This is a genomic window from Foliimonas ilicis (assembly GCF_039939195.1).
In the GTDB taxonomy this organism is placed as follows: Bacteria; Pseudomonadota; Alphaproteobacteria; order Rhizobiales; family Rhizobiaceae; genus Foliimonas; species Foliimonas ilicis.
Genome location: NZ_JBDUUH010000001.1, coordinates 497538 through 514156, shown reverse-complemented (window position 1 = coordinate 514156; position 16619 = coordinate 497538). Strand labels below are relative to the sequence as shown.

General features: G+C 59.3%; 20 protein-coding genes. 10 read left to right on the top strand and 10 right to left on the bottom strand.

Annotated features, from left to right (window positions below; translation table 11 throughout):
- Positions 1 to 47: 47 nt before the first annotated feature.
- The gene (ppa, locus tag ABFT80_RS02520) at positions 48 to 578 is read left to right on the top strand and encodes an inorganic diphosphatase (RefSeq protein WP_347970278.1); all 531 of its coding nucleotides are present in this window, start codon (positions 48 to 50) and stop codon (positions 576 to 578) included.
- 50 nt (positions 579 to 628) lie between these two features.
- On the opposite strand, the gene ABFT80_RS02515 is transcribed toward ppa, so the two are convergent.
- Both ABFT80_RS02515 and ABFT80_RS02510 read right to left on the bottom strand, forming a co-directional pair.
- The gene (locus ABFT80_RS02515; RefSeq protein ID WP_455189859.1) at positions 629 to 970 is read right to left on the bottom strand and encodes a DUF167 family protein; all 342 of its coding nucleotides are present in this window, start codon (positions 968 to 970) and stop codon (positions 629 to 631) included.
- Complete coding sequence (locus tag ABFT80_RS02510; protein ID WP_347970276.1) at positions 970 to 1260, bottom strand: YggT family protein; 291 nt, start codon at positions 1258 to 1260, stop codon at positions 970 to 972. The genes ABFT80_RS02515 and ABFT80_RS02510 overlap by 1 nt, the downstream gene beginning before the upstream one ends.
- Positions 1261 to 1669: 409 nt before the next feature.
- Between ABFT80_RS02510 and ABFT80_RS02505 the strand changes: the two genes are divergently transcribed.
- The gene (locus ABFT80_RS02505) at positions 1670 to 2557 is read left to right on the top strand and encodes a hypothetical protein (protein WP_347970275.1); all 888 of its coding nucleotides are present in this window, start codon (positions 1670 to 1672) and stop codon (positions 2555 to 2557) included.
- Positions 2558 to 2724: 167 nt separating this feature from the next.
- On the top strand, positions 2725 to 3966 hold the full coding sequence (locus tag ABFT80_RS02500) for an MFS transporter (protein WP_347970274.1): 1242 nt from the start codon (positions 2725 to 2727) through the stop codon (positions 3964 to 3966).
- 1 nt (position 3967) lies between these two features.
- Here ABFT80_RS02500 and ABFT80_RS02495 read toward each other — a convergent pair whose 3' ends face one another.
- From ABFT80_RS02495 to hemC, 6 genes are all read right to left on the bottom strand, one after another.
- Entirely contained in the window at positions 3968 to 4678 is a 711-nt protein-coding gene (locus ABFT80_RS02495) for a glutamine amidotransferase (protein WP_347970273.1), read from the bottom strand.
- A 2-nt stretch (positions 4679 to 4680) separates the two neighbouring features.
- Positions 4681 to 5160: a tellurite resistance TerB family protein gene (locus ABFT80_RS02490; RefSeq protein ID WP_347970272.1), complete on the bottom strand. Its 480-nt coding sequence runs from the start codon at positions 5158 to 5160 to the stop codon at positions 4681 to 4683.
- Between the two features lie 80 nt (positions 5161 to 5240).
- Positions 5241 to 6860, bottom strand: coding sequence for a heme biosynthesis protein HemY (locus ABFT80_RS02485; RefSeq protein ID WP_347970271.1), 1620 nt, complete (start codon positions 6858 to 6860; stop codon positions 5241 to 5243).
- A 9-nt stretch (positions 6861 to 6869) separates the two neighbouring features.
- A complete protein-coding gene (locus ABFT80_RS02480) occupies positions 6870 to 8273 on the bottom strand; it encodes a COG4223 family protein (protein ID WP_347970270.1) in 1404 nt (467 codons plus the stop codon).
- Positions 8274 to 8377: 104 nt separating this feature from the next.
- Positions 8378 to 9088 carry a uroporphyrinogen-III synthase gene (locus tag ABFT80_RS02475; protein WP_347970269.1) on the bottom strand — a complete coding sequence of 237 codons (711 nt, stop codon included), beginning with the start codon at positions 9086 to 9088 and terminating at the stop codon, positions 8378 to 8380.
- Positions 9089 to 10018: a hydroxymethylbilane synthase gene (gene hemC / locus ABFT80_RS02470; protein WP_347970268.1), complete on the bottom strand. Its 930-nt coding sequence runs from the start codon at positions 10016 to 10018 to the stop codon at positions 9089 to 9091.
- Between the two features lie 100 nt (positions 10019 to 10118).
- Between hemC and tsaD the strand changes: the two genes are divergently transcribed.
- Genes tsaD through ABFT80_RS02445 form a run of 5 tightly spaced genes read left to right on the top strand, consistent with a single transcriptional unit; the run spans position 10119 to position 13597 of the window.
- Positions 10119 to 11204, top strand: a complete 1086-nt coding sequence (tsaD, locus tag ABFT80_RS02465; protein ID WP_347970819.1) for a tRNA (adenosine(37)-N6)-threonylcarbamoyltransferase complex transferase subunit TsaD — start codon at positions 10119 to 10121, stop codon at positions 11202 to 11204.
- Positions 11201 to 12178: an NAD(P)H-dependent glycerol-3-phosphate dehydrogenase gene (locus tag ABFT80_RS02460; RefSeq protein WP_347970267.1), complete on the top strand. Its 978-nt coding sequence runs from the start codon at positions 11201 to 11203 to the stop codon at positions 12176 to 12178. The genes tsaD and ABFT80_RS02460 overlap by 4 nt, the downstream gene beginning before the upstream one ends.
- A gap of 24 nt (positions 12179 to 12202) precedes the next feature.
- A complete protein-coding gene (locus tag ABFT80_RS02455) occupies positions 12203 to 12505 on the top strand; it encodes a YciI-like protein (RefSeq protein ID WP_347970266.1) in 303 nt (100 codons plus the stop codon).
- A 16-nt stretch (positions 12506 to 12521) separates the two neighbouring features.
- On the top strand, positions 12522 to 12947 hold the full coding sequence (locus ABFT80_RS02450; RefSeq protein ID WP_347970265.1) for an EVE domain-containing protein: 426 nt from the start codon (positions 12522 to 12524) through the stop codon (positions 12945 to 12947).
- The gene (locus tag ABFT80_RS02445; RefSeq protein ID WP_347970264.1) at positions 12914 to 13597 is read left to right on the top strand and encodes a class I SAM-dependent methyltransferase; all 684 of its coding nucleotides are present in this window, start codon (positions 12914 to 12916) and stop codon (positions 13595 to 13597) included. Before ABFT80_RS02450 ends, ABFT80_RS02445 begins: the two co-directional genes overlap by 34 nt.
- A 192-nt stretch (positions 13598 to 13789) precedes the next feature.
- Here ABFT80_RS02445 and ABFT80_RS02440 read toward each other — a convergent pair whose 3' ends face one another.
- A complete protein-coding gene (locus ABFT80_RS02440) occupies positions 13790 to 14383 on the bottom strand; it encodes a L,D-transpeptidase family protein (protein ID WP_347970263.1) in 594 nt (197 codons plus the stop codon).
- Between the two features lie 85 nt (positions 14384 to 14468).
- On the opposite strand from ABFT80_RS02440, the gene ABFT80_RS02435 reads away from it, so the two are divergent.
- Positions 14469 to 15152 carry a response regulator transcription factor gene (locus ABFT80_RS02435; protein ID WP_347970262.1) on the top strand — a complete coding sequence of 228 codons (684 nt, stop codon included), beginning with the start codon at positions 14469 to 14471 and terminating at the stop codon, positions 15150 to 15152.
- Between the two features lie 66 nt (positions 15153 to 15218).
- Positions 15219 to 15674, top strand: coding sequence for a cyclic nucleotide-binding domain-containing protein (locus ABFT80_RS02430; protein ID WP_347970261.1), 456 nt, complete (start codon positions 15219 to 15221; stop codon positions 15672 to 15674).
- 51 nt (positions 15675 to 15725) lie between these two features.
- Here the strand turns inward: ABFT80_RS02430 and ABFT80_RS02425 are convergent, their stop codons facing one another.
- Positions 15726 to 16532: an exodeoxyribonuclease III gene (locus tag ABFT80_RS02425; RefSeq protein ID WP_347970260.1), complete on the bottom strand. Its 807-nt coding sequence runs from the start codon at positions 16530 to 16532 to the stop codon at positions 15726 to 15728.
- Positions 16533 to 16619 lie beyond the last annotated feature (87 nt).

The window sequence follows — 16619 nt, the reverse complement described above, 5'->3', positions numbered from 1 at the left end:
GAGGGCGGCTCGATTTCCTGGATGATGCCTCCGAAAAGGACAGTCATATGCGTATCGAAGCAATTTCCACTGGCGAGAACCCTCCGGATGACGTCAACGTCATCATCGAAGTGCCTGTCGGCGGCGAGCCAATCAAATACGAACTGAACAAGGAAGCGGGCGCGCTTGTCGTGGATCGCTTTCTCTACACGCCGATGCGTTATCCCGGCAATTACGGCTTCGTTCCCCACACGCTGTCGGGCGATGGTGATCCGATCGACGTTCTAGTCTGCAACACGCGCGAACTCATTCCCGGCTGCGTCATCAATGTCCGCCCGATCGGCGTTCTGGTGATGGAAGACAATGCCGGCGAGGACGAGAAAATCCTGGCCGTGCCGTCGCCGCATATCACGCGCCGCTACGAGAACATCCAGAACTACACCGACCTGCCGGAAATCACGCTTCAGCAGATCACGCATTTCTTCGAGCACTACAAGGATCTCGAGCCCGGCAAATGGGTCAAGATCGGCGGCTGGCGCGACGCTTCCCACGCAAAAAAGATGATCGTCGAGGCGATCGAGCGCGCCAAGTCCAAGTAATACGTATCATCGAGCAGCGGGCCTGTTCAGGCTCGCTGCTGCTTTTCTGATTAATTCTGAGGTTTGGCCTGCGCGGCAATTGCTTCGAGCACTGCCCGCAGTTTTCCTGGAACGCCGTCCAGCCTGACAGTCTTCAATCGCGACGTCGAACCTGAAACCATCTTCACGTCGCTGCGCGGCAATCCCAGCTCGGATGCCAGAAGCTTTTCCAGGGCCGCATTGGCCGCCCCCTTATCAGGAACAGCCCGAACCCTTGCCGTTAGATGCGCTTTTCCGTCGGAAAGCTGCTCGACCGGGCCTATTCTGTCTGCCGAAGACTTTGGCGTCAGCCGCACAAACACATCCGCTCCCTTTTCATGCAATCTGAAAAAGGAGCCGTCCAAGCCCGTCATCAGATGACGAGCGGCGCGACCGTGGTAAGGATGAATTGGCGCAGGAAGAACAACAGAAGAAGCAGGATGATCGGCGAAATGTCGATGCCGCCCAGATCCGGCAAAATGCGGCGGATGGGCGCTAGCACCGGCTCAGTTACCCGGAAAAGGAAATTGCCGATCGCTCCGACGAACTGGTTTCGCGAATTCACCACGCCGAACGCATACAGCCACGAGAAGATCGCCGAAGCGATAATCAGCCACCAATAAATGTCGAGGGCCAGAATTAGAGTCTGAATAAGGGCGAGCATGCCATTCTCCGTTGATCGTTCGACATGTAGCCACTGTGCGCCATTGCGGCAAGTCCCGACACGCTGGACGCCTTGCTGCTACTTCGCGCTGTTTGGATAAAAGGCCCGCCATTGCGCGGCCTGTGCCATTTACTTTGGCCCAAAGGAACCGACTTGAGGCTCCGCGCATTGTTCTCACGCCGGGAGGAATAGCCCAAAGTCGTATAGCCAGCCACGAAATAGCCGCATCGAGAGATCGGCCGTGCGGCTAAACACAAGGGAACTCCCTGCCATCCACACCTCAGGGCGTGAATGCGATTCTCGCATCAAAAGGAGACCTCCCATGGGTCGCGGTATTCTTCTATGGCTTCTCGGCATTCCGATTCCGATCATCATCCTCATTCTTCTGTTCCTGCGTTAGGAGATGGCGATGCAATCAAATCTCACGACAATTGAACCGGGTGCCGGTGAATCGTCACATTCCGCCGTATCCTGGGCACCGGTCTTTGCCGGCTCCCTGGCGGCAGCGTCTCTGACCGTCCTTCTCACTCTGCTGGGCTCCGGTCTTGGCTTGAGCGTTGCTTCCCCCTTTGGCTCTGAAGGTGTGTCGCTGACGACCTTCGCCGCATCGACGGCAATCTGGTTGATTATCATCCAGTGGCTGTCCGCAGGCTTTGGCGGCTATCTCACCGGGCGTCTGCGCACCAAATGGGTCGGTGTCCATGATGACGAAATCTACTTCCGCGATACCGCACATGGCTTCCTGTCATGGGCGCTGGCGACTGTAGTCGTCGCCGTCATGCTAAGCTCCGCGCTCTCCTCCGCTATCGGCGGCGGCGTGCAGGCTGCTTCGACGGTTGTGTCGGGTGCGGCAAGCGGTGCAGGCACTGCGGCTGCCAATGCCGATACGGGCGGAACCTCGTATTTCGTCGATACGCTGCTTCGTCCAGCCAACATCAATGCTGCGGCTGGCGGTGATGCCAACACGACAGAGGCTCAAGTCACCCGCATTCTGGTCAACAGTGCAACGAGTGGCGAAATGTCGGAAGGTGACAAGACCTACCTTACCCAGCTCGTGGCAGCACGTGCAGGCGTCAGTGAAGCCGACGCTCAGGCACGCGTCGATCAGGTGCTTGCTAGTGTCGATGCTGCAAAACAGCAGGCCACGGAAGCAGCCGAAGCGGCACGCAAAGCTGCCGTCACCTTCTCTTTGGTGACTGCCCTTTCGTTGCTGATCGGCGCATTCATCGCCAGCATTGCCGCCGTTCTCGGTGGCCGCGAACGCGATGAAACCGAAAGCAGACTGAGCGCCCGATAACATCTGCGCTCTATATGGAAGGCCGCTGTCTCTCCGCGGCCTTCCATTTCTTTGAGGAAACCCTGCCGGAACCGCTCAACAAACCTATGGCTCTTTTGGCCAGATCGCATTAATGCAGATCGTGATCCGCAGCTTTTGACGCGGATCGTCACGGACCAGCCCGCCTCATGCATTCCGATCCAGACGCCACCCCGCAACAGCGCTACGCCGCGTTTCGCCATGGGGCGTTTTTGCGCTTCTGGGTCGCGCGCTTTCTGACGACATTTTCCACACAGATCCTTTCCGTTGCGGTCGGCTGGCAGATTTATGACCTGACGCGCAATCCATTCGATCTTGGGCTTGTCGGAATCATCCAGTTTGCACCCGCTTTATTGCTGGTTCTGGTGACCGGCGTCATCGCCGACAAATTCGGTCGACGCCTGATCATGGCACTCGCCTCCTTTCTCGAAGCACTCTGTGCTTTGGCGCTGCTCATGCTCACCGTGCACGGCCTTTTCAGCCCTGCCCCGATCTTTATAGTTCTGGCCGTATTCGGCGTTGCGCGCGCCTTCTTCGGTCCGGCTGCCGCCTCGCTGGTCGCCAATCTCGTGCCGCCGGAAGATTTCGCCAATGCGGTCGCCTGGAATTCGTCCGCCTGGCAGACCGCGACCATCGTCGGCCCGGTTGCGGGTGGCCTGCTCTATGGCCTGTCTCCGGAAATTGCCTATGGGGTTGCCGGCTTTCTGATGGTCGTCGGCGGCTTGTTCGTCCTGTCTATCCCGAAGCCCAAGGAGAGAACCGAGACCGACAAACCGTCGATCGGAACGCTCTTCGCTGGCTTCCGCTACATCTGGAGCGAAAAAGTCGTGCTCGGCGCGATCTCGCTCGATCTGTTCGCGGTGCTGCTTTCGGGCGCCGTCGCGCTGCTTCCCGTCTATGCGCGCGACATTCTGGAACTCGGCCCATGGGGCCTCGGTCTTTTGCGTGCGGCACCGGGCATAGGCGCGATCATGGTCGCCGTCTGGCTGACCGGCCATCCCTTCCGGGACCATGCTGGCGCAATCATGCTGTTCTTCGTCGGGCTTTTCGGCGTCTTCACGGTCATCTTCGGAATATCGACCATACCGTGGCTGTCGATCATCGCGCTGGCTGGGCTCGGCGCAACCGACATGGTCAGCGTCTACATCCGCGAAACGCTTATCCAGCTCTGGACGCCGGACCGCGTGCGCGGGCGCGTCAATGCCGTCAACATGGTGTTCGTCGGCGCGTCCAACGAGCTTGGCGAATTCCGGGCAGGCACGATGGCGGCGCTGATCGGCACTGTTCCTGCCGTTGTCATCGGCGGCATCGGCGCGGTGGGCGTTGCGGGATTGTGGGCCTATCTTTTCCCCGAACTGCGCAAGATTAGAAGGCTCGACGGGCGGGTCTAAATCACGCCTGCACCGACTTTCCGAAGATTTCTTCCAGAAACTCGGTCAGCCAGCGCCTGAGATGCGTATCCCAGATCAGGCGGCCACCAAGATGATCGCGGCCCTGCTGCGCGCCGGGCAATTCGAACCGCTGCGCACCATGCACCACCCAGCGCTGCATCATCACGCGGGTCAGCTCCGCATGAAACTGAATGCCCCACGCATTGTCGCCATAGCGAAACGCCTGATTGGGATAGGTTTCGGACGTCGCCAAGAGCGTTGCGCCGGAGGGCAGCGAAAAGCCCTCCCTGTGAAACTGATAGACCATTTCCGGCCAGTGCATGAGCTTGCGGCCATGCTCGGTCGCCTTCAGCGGATACCAGCCGATTTCGACCAGCCCGTCATTGTGGCTGTCCACCGTGCCGCCAAGATGATTGACCAGCATCTGCGCGCCAAGGCAGATGCCCAGCAATGGCCGGTTCTCGGTAAGCGGCACGGAAAGCCAGTCGGTTTCGCGGCGCACAAAGTCATCCGGGTCGTTGGCGCTCATCGGCCCGCCAAAGACAACCGCGCCTGCATGGTTTTCCAGCGTATCGGGAAGAGTGTCGCCGAGCGGCGGACGCCTGATATCAAGCGTGAAGCCCATTTCGACCAGTTGCTGACCGACGCGCCCAGCACTGGAGCGCTCCTGATGAAGCACGATCAGTACGCTGCCCCTTCGTCCGTCAGGCATAATCAGTCGTCCGAGCCTATACTGTTGGCCAAACCGGCCTGTTTCGCAGCTTCCTGTCTTGCCGAGATACGGGTCTGGCGATCGACGCCGATCAGTTCGGCAACGCGCCAGATCGTATTGTCTTCCAGCTCGTGCAGATCGCCATCGGCATAGACGACATCCCACAGCATACGGATGAAGGCCGCCCGCCCTTCCTGATCGAGATGGCGCTTCAGGACGCTGGTGAAGGCATAAAGGTCCACCGCCTCGTTTTCAGCTTTTTCGCCGGCTTTCACGAGACGTTCGAGCTCTGCGCCGGAAAGCTGATAATTCTTGGCGAGAAGCGCTTTTGCGCGCTCCCACTCGACGTCCTGCCTCATCCCGTCGGAATCCATGACATGATACATCAATGCCGCCGCCGCGATTTGCGGGTCGTCGTCATTGCGCCTGTCACTCTGAGCGCCGGGTATATCCTTCAGAAATGCCAAAAACCTGTCAAACATGCCTCAAAATCCCGAAATTTGCGGGCTCCTTGGGAGAAAAGCCTCGTCTTGAAATATGATTGGCACGCGCAGGTTGCAAATCAGAAAAGCCTGAATCGCTTATTTTCGTAGTCGGTGCCGTTCTCATCTTCATCGACACCGGGGTCATCCGGCAAAGGTGGTGCTTTGACAGAATGCTCGGCATCGTAAAAGGCCGCGCGGGACGGAAGTGCATCATTGCGCTGCGGTGTCACGAAGGGCTTTGGCACTTCTGTCTTCTGCTGCGGCTCTTTTACCGGAGCAACAGGTTCGGCAGGTGTTTCTTCAACCGGCGCAACTTCGATAGCCTCGATGTCTTCGACTGTCACTGGCGCTTCGATCGCAGTCAGTTCGGCTGCCGGCAGCGGATCTTCCTGGTCGATCAAATGCCCGAGACGTTCGACCGGCACACGCCATTCGAAAGCATCCAGCCTGCCGGTAACGGGCGACGCCGGCTCCCAGCGATCGGAAACATAGCCATCCGCCACCCAGGCCGGGTCGCGCGGCGCGCGCACTGCCCGCGACAGCCACTGGCGCATACGGCCCTGATCTCCAGTCTCGGCTTCCTCGATGTCGGCCAGAACGAGATAGGCGGCCTCGCGCGGCTGCATGCGAACTGCGGCCTCCGCCTCGGAACGAGCAATGCTGTATTCGCCTGCGTCGATTGCTGCGCGCGCCACTGCGAGCGAGGATTCGGGGTGGTTCTGCTTGATGGACTGAAGCTTTTTCGCCCGGTTCAAACGGTCGAGCACGGCATCGCCAGCGCGCGCATGAACGTAAAGATCGGCCACTTCCGGGTGCGGCTCTTTCTTCCAGACCGTTTCGAGGATTTTCGCGCCCTTGCGCACTTCGTTCTGACGAAACAGCGCTTTTGCCGCGATAAGTGCCGCCGGTACGAAATCCGGGCGCAGCCGATTGGCCTCGACCGCCGCGGTGCGCGAAGCAGCAGGATCGGTGTCGAACAGAGCCATCGCCTTGGCCGTCAGGAGCACCGAACGGCGGCGATTGGCCGTGTCTTTCTCGATCTGATGCGTCGATTTTTGCGCATCTATAAGCGCCAAAGCACCGTCCCAGTCGCTGTCTTCCGTCTTTTCTTCCAATGTCGCGTCGGAAGCCCAGGCAAGTTGTGGCGCAACGGCGGCGGCCCTTCCGGCATAATGCCGCGCGGCGGCCTTGTCGCCCAGCCTTTCTGCCTCCAGATAAAGCCCGCGCAGGCCCAGAAGCCGCATTTCAGGATCGTCGAGCATGCTTTCGAATTTGGCGCGCGCCGCTTCGTGATCGCCTTCGAGAAGCGAGGACTGCGCGTCCAGAAGATTGATCAGCGGCTCCTGATCGGAGCGGATCATCTTTGCGGCCTGCTTTTTCATTTTGCGCGCAAGTGCGGCATCGCCCGCACCCGCCGCGATCATACCCGTCGAAAGCGCCTGATAGCCGCGATCCCTGCGGCGAACGCGGAAATAGCGCGCCACGGTGTAGGGGCTGTTCCAGATCGCTTTCACCAGCCACCAGGAAAGCATGATAGCCGCCACAAGTGCCGTTACGGCGACAGCCGCAACCATCAGGCTGATCTGGTATTGATAACCATCGAACGTCACGACCATCAGGCCGGGACGGTCTGCCAGCCAGGCAAAGCCCAAGCCGAGCGCGAATACGACGATGAGGAAGAAAAGAATGCGTATCATCTGTCTTCGCTAACTCCTCATGGCCCCGGCGACCATCTTGTCGACGAGCCCTTCGACGGCAATGCGCGCGCGAATTTTTTCCGCGAAAGCCGCACCCGCAGTCTTCGCAGCTTCCGGCAGCGTATCATATTCCGAAATCGCCTTTTGCAGATCGCCCCCATTGATCGCGACTTCCATGCGCGCGACCGTTTCCGGTACGCCAGCACCTTCGACTGCTCCGACCGGGCGAACTTTTACCAGCGATTCGGCGCTGACCATCAGCCGGTCGAGAAAGCTTGCGCTTTCCAGCGGAGGTGCCGCCGCTGCAATCATCGCGTTGGCAGCCTGATCCGTTTCCGTGGCGATATCGGCGCGGGTCGTCACGCCCTTTTCCGCGTAGCCGCGCAGATCGGCAAGCTCAGGCGCATCCGGCGCAATGGCCGCAAACGTCTCGATCTCAGCCTGAAACGGCGCGCCGCGCTCCACGGCGGATTTCAAGGCGGAAGCTGCGATGGAAAGTGCGATTTTCGGCTGGCCCGCCTGCGCTTCGAGCTTGTCTGAAACGCCGGTCATCGTCTGTTCCAGACCGGCGATGCGGGCATCGAGGCTGGAAACCCGCTCGGTCTCGGTCTTTACCAGCGCTTCTGCCGCAGCAATCCTGCCGTCGAGTGCGGTTACGGCTTCCGCATTCGGCTGGCCGCCTGCTTCGCCTAACCGTGTAACCGAGCTTTCGATTTCGCCGATTCTGCCCTCGATCGCACTCAAATCGACACCGCCGGTGCCCGCCTCGGCCGATCCGCGCACTGTTTCGAGATTGGATCGAACCTCTTGCAGGGAAGCTGTCAAAGCATCGACGCGGTTTGAAAGATCCGGCCCGTTTTCGCCACGCGAAAGGTCGGCGATCTGCGACTTCAGCGAGGCGATCTCCTGGCTTACAGCTTCATTTTGTCCGCCGGACGAACCGGGACTGCCAAGAACTCCTGCAAACTGGAGAAGACCGGCCAGAACCAGCGCCGAAACGCCGCCAGCAAGGGCGGCCAGGAATGGCGACATGGACTTCCGCTCTGCGGCAGGCTCTGCACCTGAAGGCGCATAAGGGGATTCGCTTTCCTCAGCGCGTGTTTCTTCACGCTCAGCGGCAGCGTCATCGGTGACCGGCTGAGCTGCATTGTCGGAATTCGCCGAAAAATCGTAATCGCTCGACGTTGTCGGCTGCCAATTGCCGGTCTGCCCGGTTTCGTCTCGCTTGTTCGGAGAATCTGACTGGGAAATTGCCGCCTCCTCAGGCGTTTCTGCTGCCTGAGCAGCGGCTTCCTGTGCATCCGCCTCGGCGGGCGGGCTGTCGGAAATGCGTGAAACCGCATCCGGTTCCAGTTCAATGGTCACCGGGTCCCGCTTGGGTCTGGAATGCCGCGTTCTCGGGGTTTTGACCATTCTTGGCCTCCGATTTCGTTGTTTTCCAAAATCCCCTGACAGGGACGATTTTGATGAGTATCACATAAGCCGTATCGAAAAAGCATCCAGTGGCGCCGGCACGTTTAAAACGAACGCCCCAAAGCCGAAAAAAGCGCATCTTCCGTCGGTGTTTCTGCGATTCTTATGTCCAGATCGTTACCGGAAATGCGATCCGCAACCCGTTTCGACAGACAAAGCAGCTTCGATTCTGCAAAAAGACCGGCGAATTCTGACCCCTGAAGCATCGAAATGAACGCAGAAGCGGCATGCGCGGAGTAGAGAAGCACTGCGTCGATTTGACGGCCCGAAAAAGCGTCGGCAAGCGTCTGCGTCTCATGCTTCAAAGGCAAAGTGTCGTAGGTTTCGACGGCAAGAACATCGAAACCGGCTTCTCGCAAACGCGATTCGAAAACCGGCATTCTTACGCGCCCGCATAGATAAACAATCGTCTGGCCGCTCTTTTCTCGGGCAATAATGAGGTCAGCAAGCGCCTCCGCATCGCCCTCGCCTTCTACGATGGACGAAAGCCCAGCCTCGCGCACGGCAGCTCCTGTTCGCGCGCCGACGACATAGCAAGCGACGTCCTTGACGCCTGATAAAGCGGGCGCAAAACGAAACGCGTTTGCGCTTGTTGCAGCCAGAATGAAACTGAAAGGCAGAGGCGGCAACTCGGCATCGATCCGACAAGTCTGCGAAAGCGGCAGAACGATCGGCACGAAACCTTCGCTCTCAAGCCGTCTGGCGGTGCGCCCGGCACCGGGTTCTGGTCTGGTTACGAGGACCGTGCGGCCCATTCAGGACCAGCCCTCGAAGAATTCCGTGCCGGCTTGCGCGCGCACTTTCTCGCCTGCCTCGCGACCGATCCGCTCTGCGTCGCGGACATGGCCTTCCGCTTCGCAATCATGCGAGCGTGTGCCATCGGGCGTCAGGATCAGACCGGAAAATTTCAGCGCATCGCCTTCGATCCGCGCATATCCGGCAATCGGCGTGCGGCAGGACCCGTCGAGCGCACGAAGAAAGGCGCGTTCACAGGCAAGCGCGTGGCCGGTCGGTACATCGTGGATCGCCTGCAGCATATCGAAAACGCGTTTGTCTCCGATGCGGCTTTCAATGCAGATCGCGCCTTGGCCCGGTGCGGGCGGAAAGAAGTCGAGCGACATGAGATCGGTCACGACATGCTCGAGATGCAGGCGTTTCAGCCCGGCCTGCGCGAGGATAGTTCCCTCCGCCACGCCTTCGGAAAGCTTGCGCAATCTGGTCTGCACGTTGCCGCGAAACATCACTACCTGAAGGTCGGGGCGCATACGCTTGATCAGCGCCTGACGTCGCAGCGACGACGAGCCGACGACCGCGCCTTCATGCAATTCGATGATGGATTTCGCATCGCGCCCGATGAAGGCATCGCGCGGATCTTCTCGCGGCAGGAAGGCAGATAGTTCGAGCCCGTCGGGAAGCACCGTCGGCATATCCTTGGAGGAATGCGCGGCAATGTCGATGCGCCCGTCGTAAAGCGCCTCTTCCAGTTCCTTGGTGAAAAGCCCTTTGCCGCCTGCCTCAGACAGGGGCCGATCCTGAATCCGGTCGCCGCTGGTTGATAGCGGCACGATTTCGAACGCATCTTCGGAAAGGCCGTGCGCCGCCATCAAACGCGCACGCGTTTCCTCCGCTTGCGCCATCGCGAGTGGGCTTGCGCGTGTTCCGATCTTCAAGCCTGTTGTTTGCATGACCTCGTCCGTGATAACCCCCGGCTGACGGGGCTTTACCCCGGAACCTCCTATCGGGCAAATCGCGGTCGGGCAAATTATGGATCGAACAAGCGGAATGATCCGCGTTTTGGGCATCGAAACGAGCTGCGACGAAACCGCAGCCAGCGTCGTTTCCATGCGCAATGGCGAAAAACCCGAAATTTTGTCGAATATCGTACTCTCGCAGATCGACGAGCATGCGGCATTTGGCGGCGTCGTTCCGGAAATCGCCGCACGCGCACATGTCGAAGCGCTGGACGGCATCGTTGAGGCCGCTCTTGCCGATGCGGGCCTCGATCTTTCCGAAATCGACGCGATTGCCGCGACCGCAGGCCCCGGCCTCGTCGGCGGGCTGATCGTCGGGTTGATGACGGCGAAGGCTCTGGCAAGTGCTGCAGGCAAACCGCTTCTGGCAATCAACCATCTCGAAGGCCACGCACTGACGGCACGATTGACGGACGGCCTCGATTTTCCATACCTTCTCCTGCTCGTTTCCGGCGGGCATACGCAGATCGTGCGTGTCGGCGGCGTCGGCGATTATCAGCGCTGGGGAACGACCATCGACGATGCGCTTGGCGAGGCCTTCGACAAGACTGCAAAGATGCTGGGATTGCCTTTTCCCGGCGGCCCGAACGTCGAAAAGGCCGCAATCGCTGGTGATCCCAAGCGCTTTGCTTTCCCGCGTCCTTTGAAGGGCGAGGCGAGGCCTGACTTTTCCTTTTCCGGCCTGAAAACGGCCGTGCGGCAGGCGGCAACCGCCATTGCACCGCTTTCCGATCAGGATGTCGCCGACATTTGCGCCTCGTTTCAGGCCGCAGCCGCCGATTCGGTGGGTGACCGCGTTTCGCGCAGTCTGGCGAGATTTCGCAGTGAATATCCCGACATTGCAAAGCCCGCGCTGGTCGTCGCGGGCGGCGTTGCCGCAAATCAGGCAATCCGGGCGCGGCTTTTCAAGCTTTGCGAGGAAAACGGCTTCGAATTCGTCGCGCCGCCACATGCGCTCTGCACCGACAATGCCGCGATGATCGCCTGGGCAGGCATCGAACGGCTGCGCGCAGGCGCGGAAGAGCCGGACGCATTCGATTTCGCACCGCGTTCGCGCTGGCCGCTCGACAGCATTTCAGCGCCAGTCGTCGGCTCAGGACGCAGGGGGCCAAAGGCATGAATCGTTTCACCGTTCTTGGCGGCGGCGCATGGGGCACGGCACTCGGGCTCACCATGCTGCGCGCCGGACATTCCGTGCGGCTGTGGGCGCGCGATGCGGATATGGTGGCGGCAATCGCCAACGGCGAAAACCCGCATTATTTACCCGGCATCAAGCTCGACACCGGCATGCAGCCGACAACTGATCTCAAAGCCGCGCTCAGCGATGCGCAATGCGTGCTTGTCGTGACGCCTGCGCAATCGCTGCGCGACGTACTCTGCAAAATGCGCGGGCATCTGGCGAAGGATATTCCACTCGTGCTCTGCGCCAAGGGCATCGACCGCGAAACCGGCACATTGCCATCGGAAATCGCTGCCGAACTCCTTCCGTCAAACCCGGTCGCGAGCCTTTCCGGCCCAAGCTTTGCCGCAGACGTCGCCAAAGGCCTGCCGACCGCCGTGGTCGTGGCAGCAAGCGAAGAAGGCCGCGCGGCGGAACTTGCTGCTTCATTTTCATCGGCCAGCTTCCGCTGCTACTCGACCGACGATCTGGTCGGCGTCGAAATCGGCGGCGCGCTCAAGAACGTCTTCGCCATTGCCGCAGGCGCTGTCACCGGTGCGGGTCTTGGGGCCAGCGCGCAGGCCGCGATGGTGACACGCGGCTTCGTGGAACTGCGCCGCATCGGTGCGGCTTTTGGTGCGCAGCCTGAAACCCTGATGGGGCTTTCCGGCCTTGGTGATCTGCTTTTGACCTGCGCCTCGCCGCAATCGCGCAATTTCGCCTATGGGCTGGCGGTCGGGCGTGGCGAAAATCTCGATGGACGCCCGCTTGCCGAAGGTGTCGCTACATCAGCGATTGCCGCCCGCATCGTGAAGGAGCGCGCGATCGAAGCGCCGATCATCGAAGCGGTCGCGGCCATCTTGCAAGGCAGGCTTTCGATCAACGATGCTGTTTCCAATCTCATGTCGCGTCCATTGCGCCATGAGGCCGAATAAATTCAAACCAAATAGAGGTTCACCATGCTTTTCGCGTTCATCTGCAAGGACAAGCCCGGCAAACTGCAGCTTCGGCTCGATTTGCGTCCCGACCATGTCGTTCATCTGGAAACGCTAAACCAGAACGGCACGTTGAAATTCGCCGGCCCGTTTCTCGGAGAAGACGGCAAGCCGCTGGGCAGCCTCGTCGTCGTTGAAGCGGCAGACGCCGCACAGGCGAAATCGATTGCCGACAGCGACCCCTTCGCCAAAGGCGGTCTGTTCGAAAGTGTCGAAATCCTCCCGTGGAATTGGGTTTTCAACAATCCAGCGAACCCGAAATCGTAATTTCCCGGAGCTTTTGATGAATTACTGGCTGTTCAAGTCCGAACCATTCAAATTTTCCTTCGAAATGCTGAAGGAAAAAGGCAAAGCGGGCTCGGAATGGGATGGGGTGCGCAACTATCTGGCGCGCAACAATATGCGCGCCATGCAGATCGGCGATCTCGGCTTTTTCTACCACTCGAATGAGGGGTTGGAAGTGGTTGGCATCGCCGAAGTCTGCGCGCTGGCGCATCACGATTCGACGACGGAAGACCCGCGTTGGGAATGCGTCGACATTCGTGCCGTTCGCGACGTGCCAAAGCCGGTGACGCTTGTCGATGTGAAAGCTAACCCCAAACTCGCGAAAATGTCGCTGGTCACGTCGATGCGGCTTTCCGTGCAGCCGGTGACGGCTGATGAGTGGGAAGAAGTATGCCGCATGGGCGGTCTGGTTCCCGCTCCTTGAAACTGACGCCTTCCGGCGCAGAAACATTCATCCGCGCCAACACGGCGCTGATGTCGCCGCCTCATGTGCCTGAAATTCGCCTGCATCTGGCGGATGAGGCACATGATCTTTGGCGGAAAACCGAAGAAGAGCTGGCAGAAATCGGCCTGCCGCCGCCTTTCTGGGCGTTTGCCTGGGCGGGTGGTCAGGGCCTTGCACGCTATGTGCTCGACAATCCCGCAATTGTGCGCGGCAAGCATGTTCTCGACTTCGCTTCCGGGTCGGGACTTGTCGGGATTGCGGCGGCGAAGGTAGGCGCGGGCCGTATTAGCGCTTCGGACATCGATCCGTTTTGCGAGACGGCTATCCAGCTCAATGCTGCGGCAAACGATGCTGAGATTGAATTCATCTGCGAAGACTGCGTCGGTGCTGATCGGGGCTGGGATGTCGTGCTCGCGGGCGATGTTTTTTATGAAAAACCCTTCGCCGACAGGCTGATTCCATGGTTCGAAGCGCTTCGAAACCGCGGCGCACAAATCCTGATCGGCGATCCGGGTCGGTCCTATCTTCCAAAGCAGGGCATAAGCGCATTGGCGACATATGAAGTGCCGGTGACGCGCGTGCTGGAAGATGCGGAAGTCAAACGCACGACGGTCTGGCGCTTCGATTAGGCGTAGTTCCCCCACTCCGGTTTGCTGCGCAAACCACCTCTCCCCCACTTCGTGAGGGAGAGGAAATGCAGCGGCACTGCTCAGTTTTTTACTTGGATTGCCGCAATGCGCCATGTTGAAGGCTAGGCTCCCTTCCTCTACCCCGTTTCGGGGGAGAGGTGGTTTGCGCAGCAAATCGGAGTGGGGGTCCTTCTACCGTACAACCTGCAAAACCGTCCTTGACGTCAGATACGGCAAAAGCCGCGCCATTGTGCGCTCCGTCACCGCTACGCAGCCTTCAGTCGGCGTAAAGCCCGGTCGTGCCAGATGGAAGAAAATCGCGCTGCCGCGTCCCCTGTGGCGTGGCCTGATGTTCCAATCGAGAACGATGCAGACATCGTAGAGCCGGTCGTCGCGCATCATCCGCTCATGACTTGCGCCATAGGGGATTTTCACCGGCCTGTTGTAATTGCGGTCGTTCGGCACTTCGCACCAGCCGAGATCGCGCCCGATCGGCTTCAATGGCAGACTCGAAACCGAGGGTGAAAAATGATCGCGCCTGAAGTAGCCGGAAAGGATTCGCATGCGCGCCAAAGGTGTGGCCCCATCGCCCTCACGCTTGTTCGCGGAGATGCCGCCACGACCCAACGCACAGGGGAAAACCGTCTTTCCAGCAATCAGCAAACCCTTCGTCTGGTCGCCCGGTCGCGGGCGAACTGTCAGAAAACAAAGGCTTTTTTCTATTTTTCCGGCCGCCCCATTGCGCTCACGTTTTTTGGAGTATGATCGCATCGTGGAACAAATCACCGTGATCGACTATTTCGACGGTCAGGTTCCGCATAAATGGTGCCCGGTCAACTCAATTATTCATTGCAAAACAACGGATTGGTCAATGACATCCAGAACAATACTGATCGTTGATGACGACGAGGATCTGCGCGCAACGCTGGTCGAACAATTGTCCCTGTACGAAGAGTTCGACGTTCTTCAGGAAGCGACAGCCGCCAAGGGCGTCGCCGCAGCGCGCGCAGGCGTGGTCGATCTGCTGATCATGGATGTCGGGCTTCCCGACATGGACGGTCGAGAAGCGGTGAAACTGCTGCGCAAGGGGGGCTACAAAGCCCCCATTATCATGCTGACCGGACACGATACTGATTCGGATACGATCCTCGGTCTCGAGGCGGGCGCGAATGATTATGTCACCAAGCCGTTCCGGTTTGCGGTTCTGCTCGCCCGTATCCGTGCGCAGATGCGCCAGCACGAGCAAAGCGAGGACGCAACATTCTCGGTCGGCCCCTACACGTTCAAGCCAAGCCAGAAACTTCTGCTCGACCAGCGCGGCGGCAAGGTTCGCCTGACCGAGAAGGAAGCCTCGATCATAAAATATCTCTATCGTGCAGAGCAGAAAGTCGTGACACGCGACGTGCTTCTCGAAGAAGTATGGGGATATAATTCGGGTGTCACCACGCATACGTTGGAAACGCATGTCTATCGATTGCGACAGAAGATCGAGCGTGATCCTTCCAATGCGGAAATTCTTGTGACAGAAAGCGGCGGATACAAGCTGGTTCCGTAACCGGTCGGCGGCAGAGGGGGGAGCCGCGCGACAGGGAGGGAGCCGGCGCCAGGAACCGGGGACGTAATGGCGCTGGATGACGACATTCGCATCCTGTCCGGCGTGGGGCTTTTCGAGAGCTTCACGCAGGAACAGTTGCGCCTTCTTGCCTTCGGCACGGAATCGACGCGCCTGCCCGCTGGCAGGCGGCTTTTCCGCGAGGATGACGAGGCTGATTCGGCCTATGTCGTCGTTTCGGGAACGATAAAGCTGTTTCGCGAGCGCGATGGCGAGCACACGGCAGTCGCGCTGGTGCAATCAGGCTCGATCATCGGTGAACTGGCGCTCATCGCCGACACGAAGCGCCTGACCAGTGCCGAAGCGTCCCGCGATGCAGAGCTTCTGCGCATCAACCGAAAGACGTTCCACCGCATTCTAGAAGAATATCCCGACCTCGCAGTCTCGCTGCTTCATCGGATAACCGAGGATTTGCAGTCGTTCATCGCGAGCATCGAGGATTTGGCACCGCGTTTCTCTTCTTAAAGCATCGGACCGAAAAGTGGCTGCCGGTTTTTGGATGATTCCGATGCTCAGCTAAATCAGATCGAAGCGCGCAATCACCGGGACATGGTCTGACGGGCGGTCCCATCCGCGTGCTTCGCGCAGGATTTCGATCCCCTGAAGATGCGGCGCAAGGTTTTCCGACGACCAGACATGGTCGAGGCGACGACCGCGATTGGAGATTTCCCAATCCTTGGCGCGGTAACTCCACCACGTATAGATTTTCTGGTCGAGCGGCACGTTGAGGCGCATGAGATCGACCCACCTGCCCGCAAGCCGCATCGCCTCGAAACCTTCCGTCTCGATCGGCGTATGGCTGACGACTTTCAGCAATTGCTTGTGCGACCAGACATCGTGCTCGAGCGGCGCAATGTTCAAATCGCCGACGAGTATCGAGCCGCTCGCATCGTCATGACGCGCTTCGACTGCGTTCATTTCCTGAACGAAATCGAGCTTGTGACGGAATTTCTCATTGATGTCCGGGTTCGGCTCATCACCACCCGCAGGCACATAGAAATTGTGCAAAAGCAGCGTCTTGCCACCGGCATTCACATAGACCGACAAATGCCGACAATCGCCCTTCTTGCAGAATTCGCGCTTTTCAGCGAGTTCGAGCGGCCGCCGCGCGACAGTTGCAACGCCGTGATAGCCTTTCTGACCGCTGATTTCGATATGCCCGTAGCCGAGCTTTTCGAATGCCTTGCGCGGAAACTGATCGTCCGGGCATTTTGTTTCCTGCAGGCAAAGGACGTCCGGCGCATGCTCCAGAAGCAGGCGCTCGACGATAGGCATACGCAGGCGAACGGAATTGATGTTCCAGGTGGCAATCGAAAAAGACATAAAGAAATCCGGCTGATAATCAGGCAGGGAAACTGCCAGCCGAACCGCTTAAAAACAAGCCTGAGGCGGCACGAAGCGAAGCTTCGC

What these genes read in the sequence shown, in the direction of transcription:
- ppa (WP_347970278.1), top strand. Translation starts at nt 48, where the DNA reads ATGCGTATCGAAGCAATTTCCACTGGCGAGAACCCTCCGGATGACGTC.
- ABFT80_RS02515 (WP_455189859.1), bottom strand. Translation starts at nt 970, where the DNA reads ATGACGGGCTTGGACGGCTCCTTTTTCAGATTGCATGAAAAGGGAGCG.
- ABFT80_RS02510 (WP_347970276.1), bottom strand. Translation starts at nt 1,260, where the DNA reads ATGCTCGCCCTTATTCAGACTCTAATTCTGGCCCTCGACATTTATTGG.
- ABFT80_RS02505 (WP_347970275.1), top strand. Translation starts at nt 1,670, where the DNA reads ATGCAATCAAATCTCACGACAATTGAACCGGGTGCCGGTGAATCGTCA.
- ABFT80_RS02500 (WP_347970274.1), top strand. Translation starts at nt 2,725, where the DNA reads ATGCATTCCGATCCAGACGCCACCCCGCAACAGCGCTACGCCGCGTTT.
- ABFT80_RS02495 (WP_347970273.1), bottom strand. Translation starts at nt 4,678, where the DNA reads ATGCCTGACGGACGAAGGGGCAGCGTACTGATCGTGCTTCATCAGGAG.
- ABFT80_RS02490 (WP_347970272.1), bottom strand. Translation starts at nt 5,160, where the DNA reads ATGTTTGACAGGTTTTTGGCATTTCTGAAGGATATACCCGGCGCTCAG.
- ABFT80_RS02485 (WP_347970271.1), bottom strand. Translation starts at nt 6,860, where the DNA reads ATGATACGCATTCTTTTCTTCCTCATCGTCGTATTCGCGCTCGGCTTG.
- ABFT80_RS02480 (WP_347970270.1), bottom strand. Translation starts at nt 8,273, where the DNA reads ATGGTCAAAACCCCGAGAACGCGGCATTCCAGACCCAAGCGGGACCCG.
- ABFT80_RS02475 (WP_347970269.1), bottom strand. Translation starts at nt 9,088, where the DNA reads ATGGGCCGCACGGTCCTCGTAACCAGACCAGAACCCGGTGCCGGGCGC.
- hemC (WP_347970268.1), bottom strand. Translation starts at nt 10,018, where the DNA reads ATGCAAACAACAGGCTTGAAGATCGGAACACGCGCAAGCCCACTCGCG.
- ABFT80_RS02460 (WP_347970267.1), top strand. Translation starts at nt 11,201, where the DNA reads ATGAATCGTTTCACCGTTCTTGGCGGCGGCGCATGGGGCACGGCACTC.
- ABFT80_RS02455 (WP_347970266.1), top strand. Translation starts at nt 12,203, where the DNA reads ATGCTTTTCGCGTTCATCTGCAAGGACAAGCCCGGCAAACTGCAGCTT.
- ABFT80_RS02450 (WP_347970265.1), top strand. Translation starts at nt 12,522, where the DNA reads ATGAATTACTGGCTGTTCAAGTCCGAACCATTCAAATTTTCCTTCGAA.
- ABFT80_RS02445 (WP_347970264.1), top strand. Translation starts at nt 12,914, where the DNA reads ATGCCGCATGGGCGGTCTGGTTCCCGCTCCTTGAAACTGACGCCTTCC.
- ABFT80_RS02435 (WP_347970262.1), top strand. Translation starts at nt 14,469, where the DNA reads ATGACATCCAGAACAATACTGATCGTTGATGACGACGAGGATCTGCGC.
- ABFT80_RS02430 (WP_347970261.1), top strand. Translation starts at nt 15,219, where the DNA reads ATGGCGCTGGATGACGACATTCGCATCCTGTCCGGCGTGGGGCTTTTC.
- ABFT80_RS02425 (WP_347970260.1), bottom strand. Translation starts at nt 16,532, where the DNA reads ATGTCTTTTTCGATTGCCACCTGGAACATCAATTCCGTTCGCCTGCGT.